Genomic DNA, 15927 nt, shown 5'->3' on the forward strand with positions numbered 1-15927 from the left:
TCTCAGTTGCGCGCAGGCCTATTGTGGCTTGCCCAAGTCCTTTCACGCAACGGGAAAGGTTTCCCCGCAAGGTGCGGGGAAACCGTTTTTCCTTTGATCAGGAAGGATTAGCCGCGAACACGGTCACGCTGTGCGGTGTAGACACCCGACGACAGGTTGTTCCATGCCGACGAAGCCGCCATCGACGGCATTGCGCTGTCGTGGATCTTCTTGAACAGCTCATCGCCCATGTTCTCGTCCAGAACTTCCTGGCTGGCCTTGCCGAACGCATCCCAGACACTGTCAGGGAATTCCAGGACCTTGACACCACCGGCCTGCAGGCGCTGCAGCGCTGCACCGTTGTTGGCCAGGAATTGCGCCAGGTTCCACTGGTGTGCTTCTGCGGCAGCAATCTCGATGATCTTCTGCTGGGCCGGTGTCAGTTCATTGAACACGTCGCGGTTGGTTGCCAGCGACAGACCTGCGCCTGGCTCGTGGAAGCCCGCGGTGTAGTAGGTCTTGGTGATTTCCTGGAAGCCCGCCTTTTCGTCGGCCCAGGGTCCGATCCACTCGGTTCCGTCAATCGCGCCGGACGACAGCGCCTGATACACTTCAGAACCGGGGATGTTCTGAACGGACGCGCCCAGTTTGCCCAGTGCTTTACCGCCCAGACCGGGCATACGGAACTTCAGACCATTGAAGTCTTCGGGGCTGTTGATTTCTTTCGAGAACCAGCCGCCCGCCTGCGCACCGGTGTTGCCGGCCAGGAAGGACTTCAGGCCAAAGATTTCGCCCAGCTCATCATGCAACTCCATACCGCCGTCATGATAGTACCAGTTCACCAGTTCCTGTGCGGTCATGCCGAAGGGCACGGCCGTAAAGAACGCATAGCCCGGGTGCTGACCGACAAAGTAATAGTCAGCGGCGTGATACATGTCGGCCTGACCGGACGACACCGCGTCAAACACCTCGAACGCGCCAACCAGTTCGCCTGCCGCTTTGATCTCGACATTCAGGCTGCCATCCGACATCGCGTTGATGCTGTCGGCACAACGCTGCGCGCTGTCAAACACGCCAGCCAGACCACGACCCCACGAGGTCACCATGGTCAGTGTGCGCTGTCCCTGCGCATAGGCCGGAGCCGCCAGAGCGGTTGCTGCAGCTGCCGAGCCGCCCAGCGCGGATTTTTTCAGAAATGAACGACGATCCATATGAGTGTTCCTCCCCTTCATAGTCACGATCCGGCAGTACCGGACCTGTCGCATTCAGTGCGCGTCAGCCTAATGTGAGCGAAGCGAAAGGGAATACCTACTACTGCGTAGAGAACCGATTTCTTTTGGGGATGCGGTGAAATTTCCGAATGAAAACTCCAATAAAAACGGCCCAAATACCGGAATTTCACAGACCAACGCCAATCTTTTTGCATTTTTGCCGCCGCTTGCGTATCGATTCGTCCATGCAAAGACTTCGACATCTGGTCTCGCTGACCTATGCGCAGAAACTGTCGCTGGTGGCCGCAATCCCGCTGGTTGTGGCCGTGGCCGCAATCGCTGTGCTTGTCGCATATGAGGCGCGTGCGACCGCCGAGCGCGAGATCGAAGCTCTGGAGCGCAGCCTGATCGAAGCCAAGAAAGAAGAACTGCGCAACTACGTGACGCAGGCGCGCAATGGTTTTGCCTATATCTATGGCCGCGCTGAACCGGATGACGAGGTATCAAAGAACCTTGTCTCGCAGATACTCTCGGCAATGATCTATGGGCAGGACGGGTTCTTTTTTGTTTACGACTATGATGGCAACAATCTGGTCAGCCCCCGTCAGACACAATTTATCAACCGCAACTGGGAAGGTCTGACCGACAGCGATGGCACGCCCATCGTTGACGAGTTCATTCGCCTCGCCCGTCAAGGGGCCGGGTGGCACAGCTTCATGTGGGAAAAACCCTCGACCGGGGATGAGGCGCAGATGATCGCCTATGTCGTCGGGTTGCAGGACTGGCGCTGGGTCGTGGGTACCGGGGTCTTCATTGACGACATTGTCGCCACGGTCGCCAACGCAAGGGCCGAGGTCGAGGCCCGCGTGCAGCGCACCTTCATGTATATCGGCGCCATTGTTGTTGCTGCCGTTCTGATTGTCTTTGCCTCGGGCATGTTGCTGAACATTCGCGAGCGGCGGTTGGCGGATGCCAAGCTGAAGGAACTGACGCAACGTGTCTTCGACGCGCAGGAAGAAGAACGCGGCCGGGTTGCCCGCGAACTGCATGATGGCATCAGCCAGATCCTTGTGGGTGTACGCTATGCGCTGGACAATGCGCGCCGCCGTCTGTTGCGCGGCGATGATGCGGGTGCGCGCGATCCGCTGGACAAAGGCATCGACCATCTTCGCACCGCCATCACCGAGGTGCGCCGCATCAGCCGCGACCTGCGCCCCGGCGTGCTGGACGACCTTGGTCTCGGACCTGCGTTGAAGGCTCTGACCGACGATTTTCGCGAACGAACCGGGATCGAGACCGAATTTTCCACCGTCGTTTTCCGAAACCGGCTGGATCAGGACAGCAAGATCGCGCTTTATCGCATCGCACAAGAGGCGCTGACAAATATCGAACGCCACGCGGATGCCTCTTATGTTACAATTGACCTGCGTGGCCACAAGAAAGGCGCAACCATGCGGATCACCGACAATGGCCGTGGGTTGCGCGCAGAATCCGGGACCCCGACCACAGGCATCGGCCTGCGCAACATGCAGGAACGAATTGAACAACTTGACGGATCGCTGCGTATTCTGTCATCACGCGGACCGCGCGGCGGAACGGTGATCGAGGCCAGTCTGCCGCTGAGCCACCTGTTGCCACCGCAGGAAGACGCAACTCCGAACCGAAAGGCCGGTACATGAGCGCCAAAAACATCCGAGTTCTTATTGTCGACGATCATCCCATGGTGGCCGAGGGCATTCAGTCGATCCTTGAAAGCTACGACGATATCGAAGTGGTTGGAACACTCGGCAGCGGTCAGGCCGCGGTGGATCAGGCGGTTGGCCTCGCCCCGGATGTCATCCTGATGGACCTGAACATGCCTGGCCTCGGCGGACTCAGCGCCACGGAAATCATTCTGGAACGCCTGCCCGATACGCGCATCCTGATCCTGTCGATGCATGACAGCCCCGAATACATTTCGACCGCGCTCAGCCACGGCGCAAAAGGCTATGTTCTCAAAGATGTCCCAACCGAAGAGATCAAGCAGGCCATCGATGCGGTCATGCGGGGTGAGCAGTATCTGTGCACCGGTGCCAGTGGGTCCCTGAAACCCAAAGGCGACAACGCACGCGAGGCGCTGACAGGGCGCGAGCAAACAATTCTGCTGGAACTGGCGCAGGGCAAATCAAACAAAGAGGTTGCGCAAAAGCTGGATATCTCGGTGCGCACGGTTGAAACGCATCGCAAGAACATCAAGCGCAAACTGGGAATTTCCTCGACTGCCGGGCTGACCCGCTACGCGCTGGAACATGGCATGCTGCAAGGCACCGGGGTCGGCTTCTGATCGATGCGCGGTCGCAGCCCAGTGCTGCCTTACCCAACTAGAGGAGGCTTGCCGCAGGCATAGCGATAACAGGCGGGAGCGTTCACGCCCGGGGTCTGATATCCTGACCAAAGAACACAAGTGTTCCGTCTTCATCCAGAATGTGAAACTCACGCTGCAAATAAGGTTGGTCGAACGGAGGCCGAACGCGCCCCTCGGGCAGATCGGCCAACCCAGCCCGCAAATTTTCATAAAAGCCGTCGATATCGTCTACATCAATATAAAACGACTGGTCGTCGCCCAACGCCTTGCCATCCTCTCGCGGTGGGCATTCCAACAACCGAATGGCGACCGGGCCAAGTGACAAAAATGCGTAATTGTCCTGCTTGAAGCTACAGGTAAATCCTAGTCGCTTACAGTAGAAATCAATCTGGTTCTGCAAGGATGAACACAGCACAAATGGGGTAAGTTGCAAAATCTTGGGCATCTGAAGCTCCGAACAGGAAATAGTTTCAGTTTACCCGTGATGATCTGTTAATCCAGCAACTGATCCTTTCGCAAACCCGCACGCTCGTAATGGTGCGGCAACACGCGTCCATAAAGCTGCTGCGTCCGTTCGATCCCGCCGCACATGCCTTCGGCCTCGACAAATGAAAAGATACCCACATACCGCCGCCGCGTGCCCTTGACCGGTGCGACCCTGTGCAGAGAATAGCGGCCTTTGAATATCTGCAAGTCCCCAGGTCGCAATTCCAGCCGATGAACACGCGCCGTGTTTCCATCCAGAACCGAAGCGACCTGATCGAAATTCTCATCCTCGGCTGAGCGCAGATTGGGCGCGTATTCGAATGCACCGCCCTGCTCGCCATTCTGGATCGCCAGTGTCACGGTGTAGTTGTTGGTGTCGAAATGCCAGGGAAAGCCCTGCCCCTCTTCCACGACATTGATGATCACGTCCGCCAACGGGTCGTCGTAACGAAAGAAGCGGTCCTCAGGCTCATCCAGCGCATCCCGAATGAAGGGAAGAAATCCGCTAAACTCGTAAATCCTGCGCAAAGGACCGGACTGCGCAAAATTGTCGGCAGGAACAAACGCGTTCGAACGGTCATAGAACCGTCTGATCGGATGGGCGGCGTCGAACCGTGGGTCGTCTTTGGTGAAATAGGCATTTGTACGATTGAAAGACCGGTGTGCATTGGGCGCCACCTCGTCTGCCTCTTGCACCAAAAGCTCGATCCCCTGTGCATGTGCGAAACCCGGTAGAACCGCACATCCGTCCTGTTCCAACTCGCGCCGCAAATCCTCGATCAATCGCCTGTAAGCTGGCGAATCCGGGCGATCGATCGGATATCGTCCCAGATCTACCAGGTCCTGTAACATGCTCCGCCTCCCTCGTTTGCGACCACAAGGTCAGCGTGACCCAGACAAAACACCGGATCATGCCAGTTTCAGACATCGGCCTGACGCATTCAGACCTTCATACTTGTCCCGCCCTCAGGAAAACGACTGCCCTTTTCCCGGAAATTCCCGGCATGCGGCAATCTGCGCAACAAAATTTCGCAAAATACCGCCATTGAGATAGAAAATTGGTGGATTTGCCTGTTGACGCTCCTCCCCCCCGACCATAATGTCCCCTCCAAGCAAAAAGGAGCCTCTGGCGATGAGAACGCTAGTCGTAATCGTAGGAACCACGCGCATGGGCCGGTAACGGTAAACCATAATCGAACCCATGCGCCTCCGAAAATTCGGGGGCTTTTTTTTGTCAAACGCAAGACACATGTCGCGAACGGAGCAAAGCAGATGACACGTGAGATGACCGGCGCAAAGATGGTGGTTCAGGCCCTCAAGGATCAGGGCGTGGACACGGTTTTCGGATACCCCGGTGGCGCCGTCCTACCGATCTATGACGAGATCTTTCTGCAAAACGACATTCGCCACATTCTGGTGCGTCACGAACAGGGTGCGATCCACGCCGCCGAAGGCTATGCGCGGTCGACCGGTAAGCCGGGTGTTGCGCTTGTAACCTCTGGTCCCGGTGCCACAAACGCCGTTACTGGCCTGACTGATGCGTTGCTGGATTCGATTCCGATTGTGGTTCTGACCGGGCAGGTCCCGACCTTCATGATCGGGTCGGACGCGTTTCAAGAGGCCGACACCGTTGGCATCACCCGCCCCTGCACCAAGCATAACTGGCTGGTGAAGGATACGGACTTGCTGGCTGAAACCCTGCACGAGGCATTCCATGTCGCCACCTCGGGCCGCCCCGGCCCGGTGCTGATCGACATCCCGAAGGATGTTCAGTTCGCGTCGGGCGAATATGCCAGCCCGAAACCTTCGACCTCGCATTACCAACCAGCGATGAAAGGAGATCTGGAAGAGATCACCGAATTGGTTGCCGCGATCGAAACCGCAAAGAAACCGATCTTCTATACCGGCGGTGGCGTTATCAATTCCGGCGCCGCGGCAAGCCAGTTGCTGCGTGAACTGGTGGATGCAACGGGCTTTCCGATCACCTCAACCCTGATGGGCCTTGGCGCCTATCCTGCCTCGGGCGAAAACTGGTTGGGAATGCTCGGGATGCATGGTCTCTACGAGGCCAACATGGCGATGCATGATTGCGATCTGATGATCAATATCGGTGCGCGGTTCGATGACCGGATCACCGGGCGTATCGATGCGTTCTCGCCGAACTCGAAGAAAGCACATATCGACATTGATCCGTCCTCGATCAACAAGGTCATCCGGGTGGACATCCCGATCGTCGGCGATGTGGCGCATGTGCTCGAGGACATTCTGAAGATCTGGAAGTCGCGCGGCCGCAAGACGGACGCCGCGAATGTCAAACAATGGCAGAACCAGATTGCGGAATGGCGCAAGATCAACTGTCTGGCGTTCACCAACAGCGAGAAGTCGATCAAACCGCAATACGCGCTGCAACGTCTTGAAGAACTTACGAAAAAGCATGATCGCTACATCACCACCGAGGTGGGTCAGCATCAGATGTGGGCGGCGCAGTATCTTGGGTTCGAAGACCCCAACCGCTGGATGACCTCGGGCGGGCTGGGCACGATGGGCTATGGCTTCCCCGCCTCGATCGGTGTGCAGATGGCACACCCGGACGCTCTGGTGATCAACGTCGCCGGTGAAGCATCATGGCTGATGAACATGCAGGAAATGGGCACCGCCGTTCAGTACCGCCTGCCGGTGAAACAGTTCATCCTGAACAACGAACGCCTCGGCATGGTCCGTCAGTGGCAGGAGCTGCTGCATGGTGAGCGCTATTCGCACAGCTGGTCCGAAGCCCTGCCCGATTTCGTGAAACTCGCCGAGGCGTTTGGCGCCAAAGGTATCCTGTGTTCCGACCCCGCCGATCTGGACGACGCGATCATGGAGATGATCAACTACGACGGCCCAGTGATCTTCGACTGTCTGGTCGAAAAGCACGAGAACTGCTTCCCCATGATCCCGTCGGGCAAGGCACATAACGAGATGCTTTTGGGCGAGGCCGAGACGCAGGGCGTGATCGACAGCAAAGGTTCGGTTCTGGTCTGATACCGTCCGAGGATTACCGCCGGGCGACCGTTGCGCCCGGCAAACACAGGATGATGAAAGGGACATAAATGTCTGCCCTACATATCAAAAAAGGCTCCAACCGCCATTCGGCCTATAACCTACGGCCTACTTTTTCGGACGTGCAGGAACGCCACACCATTGCCGTGCTGGTCGAGAACGAACCCGGTGTCCTGGCCCGTGTGATCGGCCTGTTCTCGGGGCGGGGTTACAACATCGAAAGCCTGACCGTGGCCGAGGTGGATCACACAGGACACCTGAGCCGCATCACCATTGTCACCACCGGCACACCGCAGGTGATCGAACAGATCAAGGCGCAGCTGGGGCGGATCGTGACTGTCCATGACGTGCATGACCTGACGGTCGAAGGCCCTTCGGTTGAACGCGAACTGGCCATCATCAAGGTCGTGGGTGAAGGCGACAAACGCGTCGAGGCGCTGCGCCTGGCTGACATCTTCCGTGCCAATGTGGTCGACAGCACCCTGAACTCTTTCATCTTCGAGATCACCGGTGCGCCGGACAAGATCGACGCTTTTGCTGACCTGATGCGCCCGTTGGGCCTGATGGAAATCGCCCGCACCGGCGTGGCGGCCCTGCTGCGCGGCGACTGAACAATATACCCGCCTTGGGGCTTTTCCTGCATCCAAGGCGGGAGCACATCTTTGAGTTGGTGGGCATTTGCAAAATCAACCCACACGTCCTTCTATGCGCTAAATTTGCCATAGGGTAAGCTTTTCCGGGTAAAGATTAGGCATTTTCAGATAAAGCCTATTGCCATTGCGCTTTATGGCATTAGCCTCAACGCGCAACGCGACGTGGGGATACGTTGCTTGGGGTCAATCTGTACGATTTTTCAATGCGCGCCGGGGCTTGGTTCCAGTGCTGCGATGGTTTTTCAGGAAACTTAGCAAGGCGTGGGCATCCATGACCGACGACATTCGCAGCCCGGCTGAACTTCGCGCTATGTTTGGCGCGAATCTGCGGCAACTGGCACGAAGGTATCGGTCGGTCTCGGCACTGTGCCGCAAGCTTGGCGTGAATCGGACGCAGTTCAACAGGTATCTTTCGGGCGAAAGTGTTCCACGGCCGGATGTTTTGGATCGCATCTGCCGGTTTTTCGACGTGGATGCGCGCATCCTCCTGAAGCCCCTGGACGAAATTGAAAAGATCGAGGACCACCCCGCAGCGGCGGCCTTGACTGAGTTTCTGGGATCAGGTGTGGACATGATCGCCAGAACTGCGTTTTCTCCGGGGTTTTATGCCGTGATCGAAAGCGTCTCGGCCTCGCACCGCATGACCTTGCTGCACGCCCGACCACTGGCCCAATGCACATTGATACGCGGATATGTCTCGCGCGCCGCGATGCCCGAAGCAACGCCGCAGGCGCGCGAAATACAAGGGATCGTCGCCTGCACCGGCAGTTCCGTCTATATGCTGACCTCTCAGCGAGCGGGTCAGAACAGCCGCGTTTATATGATTTCACCCGATCCCACGGGAACAGCGGTTCAGTGGCGCGGCACGGTCATAAGCCCGGCCGCCCCTGAGGCACCGGAACCCGTGGTTCTGAAATATCTCGGGCACGATGCAACGGCGATTTTCGCCGCTGCGCGCTTGTCGACCAACAATCCGGCACAGTATCCCTGAGCGGTTTTCTCAGGACGATGTGCCCTCCCCTTCGACTTGGGTGATTTGCCTATACAGGTGCCAACTGGCATGGCCTAACAGTGGCAGAACCACCAAAAGGCCCAGAAACCAGGGCACCATGGCCAGGAACGTCAGAACAGCGATGATTACCCCCCAGGCAAGCATCACCGGAAAATTCCCGGACACATAGGTAAAACTTGCAATCATTGCCGTGACAAAATCCAGTTCGCGATCCAGCAGCAGTGGGATCGACAATACGGTGATCATATAGAGAACGGTTGCGAATACCGCCCCAACCACCGTGCCCACAGCCAGCATTGTCAGGCCATTCGCCGTCAGAAAGACCTCAAGCGAGGATGACACGTTAGTCATCGTGGCCAGCCCAAGGAACAGGGCAAAGATCATGTGCCCCAGGAAAAACCAGAACAGAAACACCACGACGATGATGGCGCAAATCGACGGCAATTGCCGGCGGCTTTGTTGCAGCACGACACCAAAGATTGCACCAAGATCCAGCGGTTCGCCCTGTTCCAGCCGGTGCGACACCTCGTAAAGGCCAACAGCGGCAAACGGGCCGATCAGTGGAAAGCCGATAGCTGCCAGAACCAGCCAGAAGGTTGTACCAGTCTGGATGGTGACCCATGCCATCGCCCATCCCGCAAGCACGTAGAACCCGGCAAAGATCAACCCGAACTGCGGCGCGCGCCGAAAGTCGGCCCAGGCGCGCTTCAACGCTGTGCGCAGCATGGCTGTATCTACCGAACGCATGTCCGGAACGCCAAATGGCTTTTCCATTTAGTCTCCTCCCTGATCGGCGTTATGACATCGCCGGCCTCTTGTTAGGCCAGTCGGTTTCGGTGTGATACGCCGCCCCGACCGACAGTAATTTCTGATCCGATCCTTTTGGTCCAAACAGTTGAAAGCCCATGGGCAGGCCCTGCACACCAAACCCGGCGGGCGCGGCCAGACAAGGCAAGCCAATCAGGCTGACCGGTACCGTGACATGCATCCAGCGATGATATGTATCCATTGCGCGGTCCGCGATCCGGGTGGGGTATGGCGTTTCGATCCCAAACGGCCAAACCTGTGCGGATGGCAGGACCAGGGCATCAAACTGCTCGAACAGTTCCGCCGCGCGCCGGAACCATTCTGACCGAATTACGCTGGCGTGATGCACGTCCATGGCACTCATCGTCAGACCCCGGTCCAGCTCCCACTGGGCTGTGTCTTTCAGATGGTCCCGTCGTTCAGCCAAAGGTTCCAGCCCTGCGGCGACAGTCCAGGACCGCAGGGTGATCCAACTGGTCCATAACCGTTCGGCATCGAAAGGCGGGGCGACATGTTCAACACGCGCGCCCCGCGCTTCGAACACCTTCAACGCATCCCGGCACAGCTCAAGGATTCCGGCTTCAACTGGAAAGGCCCCGCCCCAATCGCCCAGCCAGCCAATGCGCAGCCCGTTCAGATCTGCTGCGACAACCGGGGAAACCGGTGCATATTCTCCGACCAATGGCAGGCGCGGATCGGGCCCCGAGATCACGTCGAGCAGGATGCCAAGATCTTCGGGACTGCGCGCCATTGGACCCAATGTGGACAGCTGATGCAGGAAACTATCGCCGACCGGATCAGACGGCACACTGCCCCAGCTTGGGCGAAAGCCGTAAACATTGTTCCAGGCCGCCGGGTTGCGCAGGCTGCCCATCATGTCGGACCCGTCGGCCAATGCGACCATACCCGTCGCCAAAGCCACTGCTGCCCCACCTGATGAGCCGCCGCAGGTGTAACTGGCGTCATACGGGTTGCGCGTCGCACCATAGACCGAGTTGAACGTGTGCGAGCCCAGCCCGAATTCCGGCGTATTGGTCTTGCCGATCAGGATGGCGCCCGCGGCCCGCATCCTGGCGGCAATCAGATCATCCCTGTCAGGGACGGCATCCCTGAAAACAGGCGATCCGTGCGACGAAACAATACCTGCCACATTGACCAAATCCTTGACCGCAATTGGCAGGCCGTGCAGCGGGCCAGTGACAGGGCCGCTGTCGCGGGCCTGCGCTTCGGCCATCAGCTCGCCCTTGTCCCGCAGCGCCACGATGGCGTTCACGTCACCGTTGACTTTGGCAATGCGATCCAGCGTGGCCCGCATGACTTCTGTGGCCGAAACCTGCCGGGTAGCCAGTTGGTTCAGAAGCTCTGTGGCAGATATCCGGGTCAGGTCCATAACACGCCAGTCTGTTGTTGGTCTTCAACAGCCTAGCGAGCGGTTCACCTCATTTAAACCCACTGTTTAGATGTATCTTTTCTTGTCTCACAAACAACAGCATCACAACGCTCTGCGGTGCAATGGCAGGTTGCTGTCCCGGCCCAACCAATACCGTAGACAAAGGGCAATGGCGCCACCACTCAACACCAGCCAGACCCCACCCCACAGCATCGCGGTGCCGCCGAATTCCTCGGCCAACAGGAACGCGTCCGAGCGTGCGCCGGATCGTCGGATGGTGTCATCAAAGATATCAAACGGCACGTAGATCATGCTGGTCAGCCCGACAACGCGCAGCACCAGATCACTGACCTCGTGGCTCATGAACCACGCTGTCGCAATCATTGCCGCCCCGACGCCTGCGCAAAACAGCAAGGCGAAAGCATCGCGTATGTACAGCAGTGCGATCAGACACATGATTGCGCCGAAAACAGCCAAAACAGCCCGGTCAGCATTTGTCCTCAAGGCAATGATCAAAAGCGCAATACCAAACACAAGCGAGCCGAGATAGCCGGCGGACAGGCTGAGAAACCTGCTGCCGCCCCGGCCGATCACCATTCCGCCTTGCTGGGGTGAGATCGTGAAACTCTCGACCGAGCCGCCAGTCAATAGGATTGTCACGGCATGAGACAGCTCATGCAGAAAGACAACCAGAATTTTTAGCGGAACAACAAACGGCGTGTTCCAGAGCGCAAAGACCAGACCGGTGATCAGGATTAGCTGCCAGTGCCCTTTCAGCAGGTCCGGAAAGGAACGCTGGCGTGTCACCTTAGCTGTCGCCCTGCGCCTCGGATCGGCTTTTGCCTGACACGTTCAGGGCCAAGGTTGCCGCCATGAATCCGTCCAGGTCCCCGTCCAGAACCCCTTTGGTATCCGAGGTTTCGTGATTGGTTCGCAGGTCCTTGACCATCTGATAGGGCTGCAACACGTAAGACCGGATTTGGTTGCCCCAGCCCGCATCGCCCTTAGCCTCGTGCGCCGCGTTGATATCCGCGTTGCGGCGATCCAGTTCCTGCTGGTACAGGCGCGATTTCAGGGCTTTCATGGCAATATCGCGGTTCTGGTGCTGCGACTTTTCCGAGCTGGTTACAACAATCCCGGTCGGGATGTGCGTGATCCGAACAGCCGAGTCGGTGGTGTTCACGTGCTGGCCGCCAGCCCCCGAAGAGCGGTAGGTGTCGATGCGGATATCGGCCGGGTTCACCTCAATCTCGATATTGTCGTCGACCACCGGATAGACCCAGACCGAGCTGAAAGACGTATGGCGCTTGGCCGCCGAGTCATAGGGCGAGATCCGCACCAGCCGGTGTACGCCGCTTTCCGATTTCAGCCAGCCATAGGCGTTGTGACCGGAAATCTTGTAGGCTGCGGATTTGATCCCCGCTTCTTCGCCCGGTGTCTCGGATTGCAGCTCGACCGTGTAACCCTTTTTCTCGGCCCAGCGCACATACATGCGCGCCAGCATCGACGCCCAGTCGCAGCTTTCGGTTCCCCCCGCGCCCGAGTTGATTTCGAGGAACGTATCATTGCTGTCGGCCTCACCGTCCAGCAGCGCCTCAAGCTCTTTTTTTGCGGCCTTGGTTTTCAGCGTCTTGATCGCCGCTTCGGCATCCTGAACGACTTCTTGGTCTTCCTCCATCTCGCCCAACTCGATCAGTTCGATATTGTCGTTGAGGTCGGTCTTGATGGATTCGTACGTCTCGATTGCATCGACCAGCATCTGCCGCTCGCGCATCAGTTTCTGCGCATTTTCAGGGTTATCCCAAAGGTTGGGGTCTTCGACGCGCGCGTTGAATTCCTCAAGGCGATGCGGTGCGGTTTCATAGTCCATACGCTGCGCCAGCAGCTCCAGCGACTTTTTGATATCCGCCACGATGTTCTGGGTTTCGGCGCGCATGGTCTTGTCCCAACTTGCTCAATCAGGCCTGCGTGATAGCAAGAGGTGCGAGACACCACAAGACAGGCTGGATGCTGAAACAGCTATCGTGCTTTCAATCAGAAAGATGCGCAATCGCCCGAATTTCCACCAGCGCCCCTTCCCGTCGCAATCCCGCAACTTCAACTGCGGTCCAGGCCGGGTAAGGCGCGGTCAGAACCTCAAGGCGCACGCGATCGAACAGGTCGAAATGATCTCGCATTTCAACGTGGTAGGTCGTCATCTCGACCACTGCATCCAATCCAAGGCTGGCTTCCTTCAAGACCTCTGCAATCTTTGCAAAGGCGTTTCGGAATTGTTCTTCCGGATCGCTTGGCATGGAGCCGTCCGCCCCGCTACCGGTCATGCCGGTGAGAAAAACATGCTGACCCGAGAGGACGCCCGGAGAAATGCGCAACTGTCCGGGTGCCCCCAGCAAAGAGTGCGGAATCAGCGGAGTATTAGCCAATTGGAATGCGCCTTGTCAGTAAAGCCCACCGGTGCTCAGATCCCCTTGGGAAGCTTTCGGACCAACGGTCACGGTCTGGCCCGTCGACGTCTGAACCTGTACGCCCGCGCGCTGGACTTCTTCAAACAATGGCAGGTCCGATCCGATGGCAAAACCACCATCATAGACACGGTCGATAAAACCATCGACGCCGTCGCGGAAGAATTCGGCCACGACATAGTCACCGGTGGCATCATCGGGCAGACGGGCCCCGCTGAAGCGGTCGATCTTGATGAAATGACCACCTTCCGGCACTTCGAACGGACCGCCGCCGTATTTTTCGACCGCTTTTTCCATGAAGCTCTGGAACACAGGGCCACACAGCGTGCCACCATAGGCCCCACGTCCCATCGGACGCGGTCGGTCATAACCGATGTAGCAACCGGCCACGATGTTCGACGTAAAGCCGATGAACCACGCATCCTTGGAGTCGTTGGTGGTTCCGGTTTTGCCCGCTGTTGGCACGGGTAGATTCACAACGCTGGATGCCGTCCCGCGGTCGACCACACCCTTCATCATCGATGTCAGCTGGTAGGCGGTGATCGCATCCATGACCTGCGCGCGATCCGTGACAAGGGTGGGCGATTCATCTGGTTCCAGCCAGGTCGAGTTACAGTCCAGACACTGACGGTCATCGTGGCGATAGATGGTTTTTCCGAACCGGTCCTGAATGCGGTCGACCAGAGTGGGCTCCACACGCTGGCCGCCATTGGCGAACATCGCATAGGCCGCGACCATCTTGTAAAGCGTGGTTTCCTCGGCCCCCAGCGAGTTGGCCAAAAACGCGCCCATCCTGTCATAGACACCGAACCGTTCCGCGTAGCCCGCAACGACAGGCATTGTAACTTCCTGCGCCAGACGGATGGTCATCAGGTTCCGCGACTGTTCGATCCCTGTGCGCAAAGGTGTGGGGCCGTAGAATTTGTTGGAAGAGTTCTTGGGGCGCCACAGCCCCTGCGGCGTGTTCACTTCGATCGGCGCATCGACGACGATTGTCGCGGGGCTGTATCCGCTGTCCAGCGCAGCAGCATAGACAAATGGCTTGAAGGACGATCCCGGCTGGCGCTGTGCCTGTGTGGCCCGGTTGAACACGGTGTCCTGATACGAGAACCCGCCCTGCATCGCCAGAACGCGACCCGAGTTCACATCCATCGCGACAAAGGCACCCTGCACCTCTGGCACCTGGCGGGCTGACCATTGCCCATCTTCACCCGCAACAACAAGAATGACATCGCCGCGCTTGAAGTTGGCCGCAAAATCACCCTGCATCCATTTGATGTCCGCGCGCGGGATTATCCCATCGGCAGGACCTTCTTCGACACCAACGGTCAGTTGCTGGTCGGTCATGCCCAGAACCACGGCGGGATACCACCGGGTTGGCAGAATGACGTCGCGCGGAATTTCCACGGCCGCCAGCGCTTCGCGCCATTGCGCCTCATCCGCCAGTTTTTCTTCCGGGATCACGTCACCTGTTCCGCGCCATTTGCCTCGGGAGCGGTCGTATTTCTCAAGCGCCTCGCGCAGGGCACGTGCGGCCTCAACCTGCATTTCCTCATCCACCGATGCACGCACGGTAAAGCCGCCGGTAAAGAACTCGCCCTCACCAAAATCTTCGCTCAGCTGGCGACGGATTTCGTCGGTGAAATAGTCGCGGGGCGGCAGGGCTGTACGGAAGCTTTCAAAATCTCCGTTCTGGACCGAACGCAATGGCAATTCGACCTCGGCCTCATAAGTCGCCTGATCGATGTAACCGTTCTGCTGCATCTCGCGTAACACGTAATTGCGCCGGGCCAGAAGGCGCTCTTTTTGCCAAACGGGGTGGTAATCTGACGGTGCTTTGGGCATGGCAGCCAGCATGGCGGCCTCATGTGGGGCCAATTCCTGCAGGGTTTTATTGAAATAGGTCTGCGCGGCAGCAGTCACACCGTAGGAGTTCTGGCCCAGAAAGATCTCGTTCATATAAAGTTCGAGGATCTGTTCCTTGTCCAATGTATCCTCGAGCCGGGTCGCAAGAATGATTTCCTTGATCTTGCGCTCGGCCCGGCGGTCACCGGACAGCAGAAAGTTCTTCATGACCTGCTGCGTGATGGTCGACGCACCGCGTACGGTTTCGCCCTTGGTCCGCACCGCCTCGACCCCGGCGGCAATGATGCCGCGCGGGTCATAGCCCTGATGGTTGTAGAAATTCTTGTCTTCCGCCGAAATAAACGCCTGCTTCACCAGATCCGGGATTTCCTCGGACGGGGTGAACAGGCGGCGTTCCTGCGCGAATTCATCGATCAGCTTGCCTTCACCCGAATAGATCCGGCTGATTGTGGGTGGTTTGTACTGTGCCAGCGACTCGTGGCTGGGCAGGTCGCGCCCATACATCCAGAACACCGCGCCGATCACCAGCGCGGCCATGAAAATACCCAATGTCACGAGGCTGAAAATCGCCCCGAAAATCGAAAGAATAAACCGGATCACGTTACTGCCTTTTTCTCGCGGTGCCGCCTATATAGTGATGCGCCGCCCAAGGGTCAAAACACCGAGCGTATTCTA

At 58.0% G+C, this 15927-nt stretch carries 14 protein-coding genes; 5 read left to right on the forward strand and 9 right to left on the reverse strand.

Features of this window, described 5'->3' with window-relative positions; translation table 11 throughout:
• Window positions 1-107: 107 nt before the first annotated feature.
• Window positions 108-1190 carry a TRAP transporter substrate-binding protein gene (locus ACR0D9_RS06250; protein ID WP_267363846.1) on the reverse strand — a complete coding sequence of 361 codons (1083 nt, stop codon included), beginning with the start codon at window positions 1188-1190 and terminating at the stop codon, window positions 108-110.
• A 245-nt stretch (window positions 1191-1435) separates the two neighbouring features.
• Here ACR0D9_RS06250 and ACR0D9_RS06255 point away from each other — a divergent pair, with 245 nt between their 5' ends.
• Together ACR0D9_RS06255 and ACR0D9_RS06260 are read left to right on the forward strand one after the other, a co-directional pair.
• Entirely contained in the window at window positions 1436-2869 is a 1434-nt protein-coding gene (locus ACR0D9_RS06255; protein ID WP_209503642.1) for a cache domain-containing protein, read from the forward strand.
• Window positions 2866-3513 (forward strand): response regulator transcription factor, encoded by a 648-nt coding sequence (locus ACR0D9_RS06260; RefSeq protein WP_267363844.1) that lies wholly within the window; start codon window positions 2866-2868, stop codon window positions 3511-3513. Before ACR0D9_RS06255 ends, ACR0D9_RS06260 begins: the two co-directional genes overlap by 4 nt.
• An 82-nt stretch (window positions 3514-3595) precedes the next feature.
• On the opposite strand, the gene ACR0D9_RS06265 is transcribed toward ACR0D9_RS06260, so the two are convergent.
• A complete protein-coding gene (locus ACR0D9_RS06265) occupies window positions 3596-3979 on the reverse strand; it encodes a bleomycin resistance protein (protein ID WP_209596686.1) in 384 nt (127 codons plus the stop codon).
• A 47-nt stretch (window positions 3980-4026) separates the two neighbouring features.
• Window positions 4027-4872 carry a HalD/BesD family halogenase gene (locus ACR0D9_RS06270; protein WP_480504810.1) on the reverse strand — a complete coding sequence of 282 codons (846 nt, stop codon included), beginning with the start codon at window positions 4870-4872 and terminating at the stop codon, window positions 4027-4029.
• Between the two features lie 420 nt (window positions 4873-5292).
• On the opposite strand from ACR0D9_RS06270, the gene ACR0D9_RS06275 reads away from it, so the two are divergent.
• From ACR0D9_RS06275 to ACR0D9_RS06285, 3 genes are all read left to right on the forward strand, one after another.
• A complete protein-coding gene (locus ACR0D9_RS06275) occupies window positions 5293-7044 on the forward strand; it encodes an acetolactate synthase 3 large subunit (protein ID WP_480538076.1) in 1752 nt (583 codons plus the stop codon).
• A gap of 68 nt (window positions 7045-7112) precedes the next feature.
• Window positions 7113-7673 (forward strand): acetolactate synthase small subunit, encoded by a 561-nt coding sequence (gene ilvN / locus ACR0D9_RS06280; RefSeq protein ID WP_209503637.1) that lies wholly within the window; start codon window positions 7113-7115, stop codon window positions 7671-7673.
• A 313-nt stretch (window positions 7674-7986) separates the two neighbouring features.
• The gene (locus ACR0D9_RS06285) at window positions 7987-8706 is read left to right on the forward strand and encodes a helix-turn-helix domain-containing protein (protein WP_480480478.1); all 720 of its coding nucleotides are present in this window, start codon (window positions 7987-7989) and stop codon (window positions 8704-8706) included.
• A gap of 9 nt (window positions 8707-8715) precedes the next feature.
• Here the strand turns inward: ACR0D9_RS06285 and ACR0D9_RS06290 are convergent, their stop codons facing one another.
• The 6 genes from ACR0D9_RS06290 to ACR0D9_RS06315 all read right to left on the reverse strand — a co-directional run bounded on the left by ACR0D9_RS06290 (window position 8716) and on the right by ACR0D9_RS06315 (window position 15852).
• The gene (locus tag ACR0D9_RS06290) at window positions 8716-9501 is read right to left on the reverse strand and encodes a DUF2189 domain-containing protein (RefSeq protein ID WP_480538078.1); all 786 of its coding nucleotides are present in this window, start codon (window positions 9499-9501) and stop codon (window positions 8716-8718) included.
• Window positions 9502-9523: 22 nt separating this feature from the next.
• Window positions 9524-10924 (reverse strand): amidase, encoded by a 1401-nt coding sequence (locus tag ACR0D9_RS06295; RefSeq protein WP_480538080.1) that lies wholly within the window; start codon window positions 10922-10924, stop codon window positions 9524-9526.
• Window positions 10925-11026: 102 nt separating this feature from the next.
• Entirely contained in the window at window positions 11027-11731 is a 705-nt protein-coding gene (locus ACR0D9_RS06300; protein ID WP_480538082.1) for a M50 family metallopeptidase, read from the reverse strand.
• Window position 11732: 1 nt separating this feature from the next.
• Entirely contained in the window at window positions 11733-12860 is a 1128-nt protein-coding gene (prfB, locus tag ACR0D9_RS06305; protein WP_480538084.1) for a peptide chain release factor 2, read from the reverse strand.
• A gap of 94 nt (window positions 12861-12954) precedes the next feature.
• Complete coding sequence (locus ACR0D9_RS06310) at window positions 12955-13347, reverse strand: RidA family protein (protein ID WP_480538086.1); 393 nt, start codon at window positions 13345-13347, stop codon at window positions 12955-12957.
• Window positions 13348-13362: 15 nt separating this feature from the next.
• Window positions 13363-15852 carry a penicillin-binding protein 1A gene (locus ACR0D9_RS06315; RefSeq protein WP_480538088.1) on the reverse strand — a complete coding sequence of 830 codons (2490 nt, stop codon included), beginning with the start codon at window positions 15850-15852 and terminating at the stop codon, window positions 13363-13365.
• Window positions 15853-15927 lie beyond the last annotated feature (75 nt).

The sequence above is a fragment of the Ruegeria sp. AK11 genome (assembly GCF_056541095.1).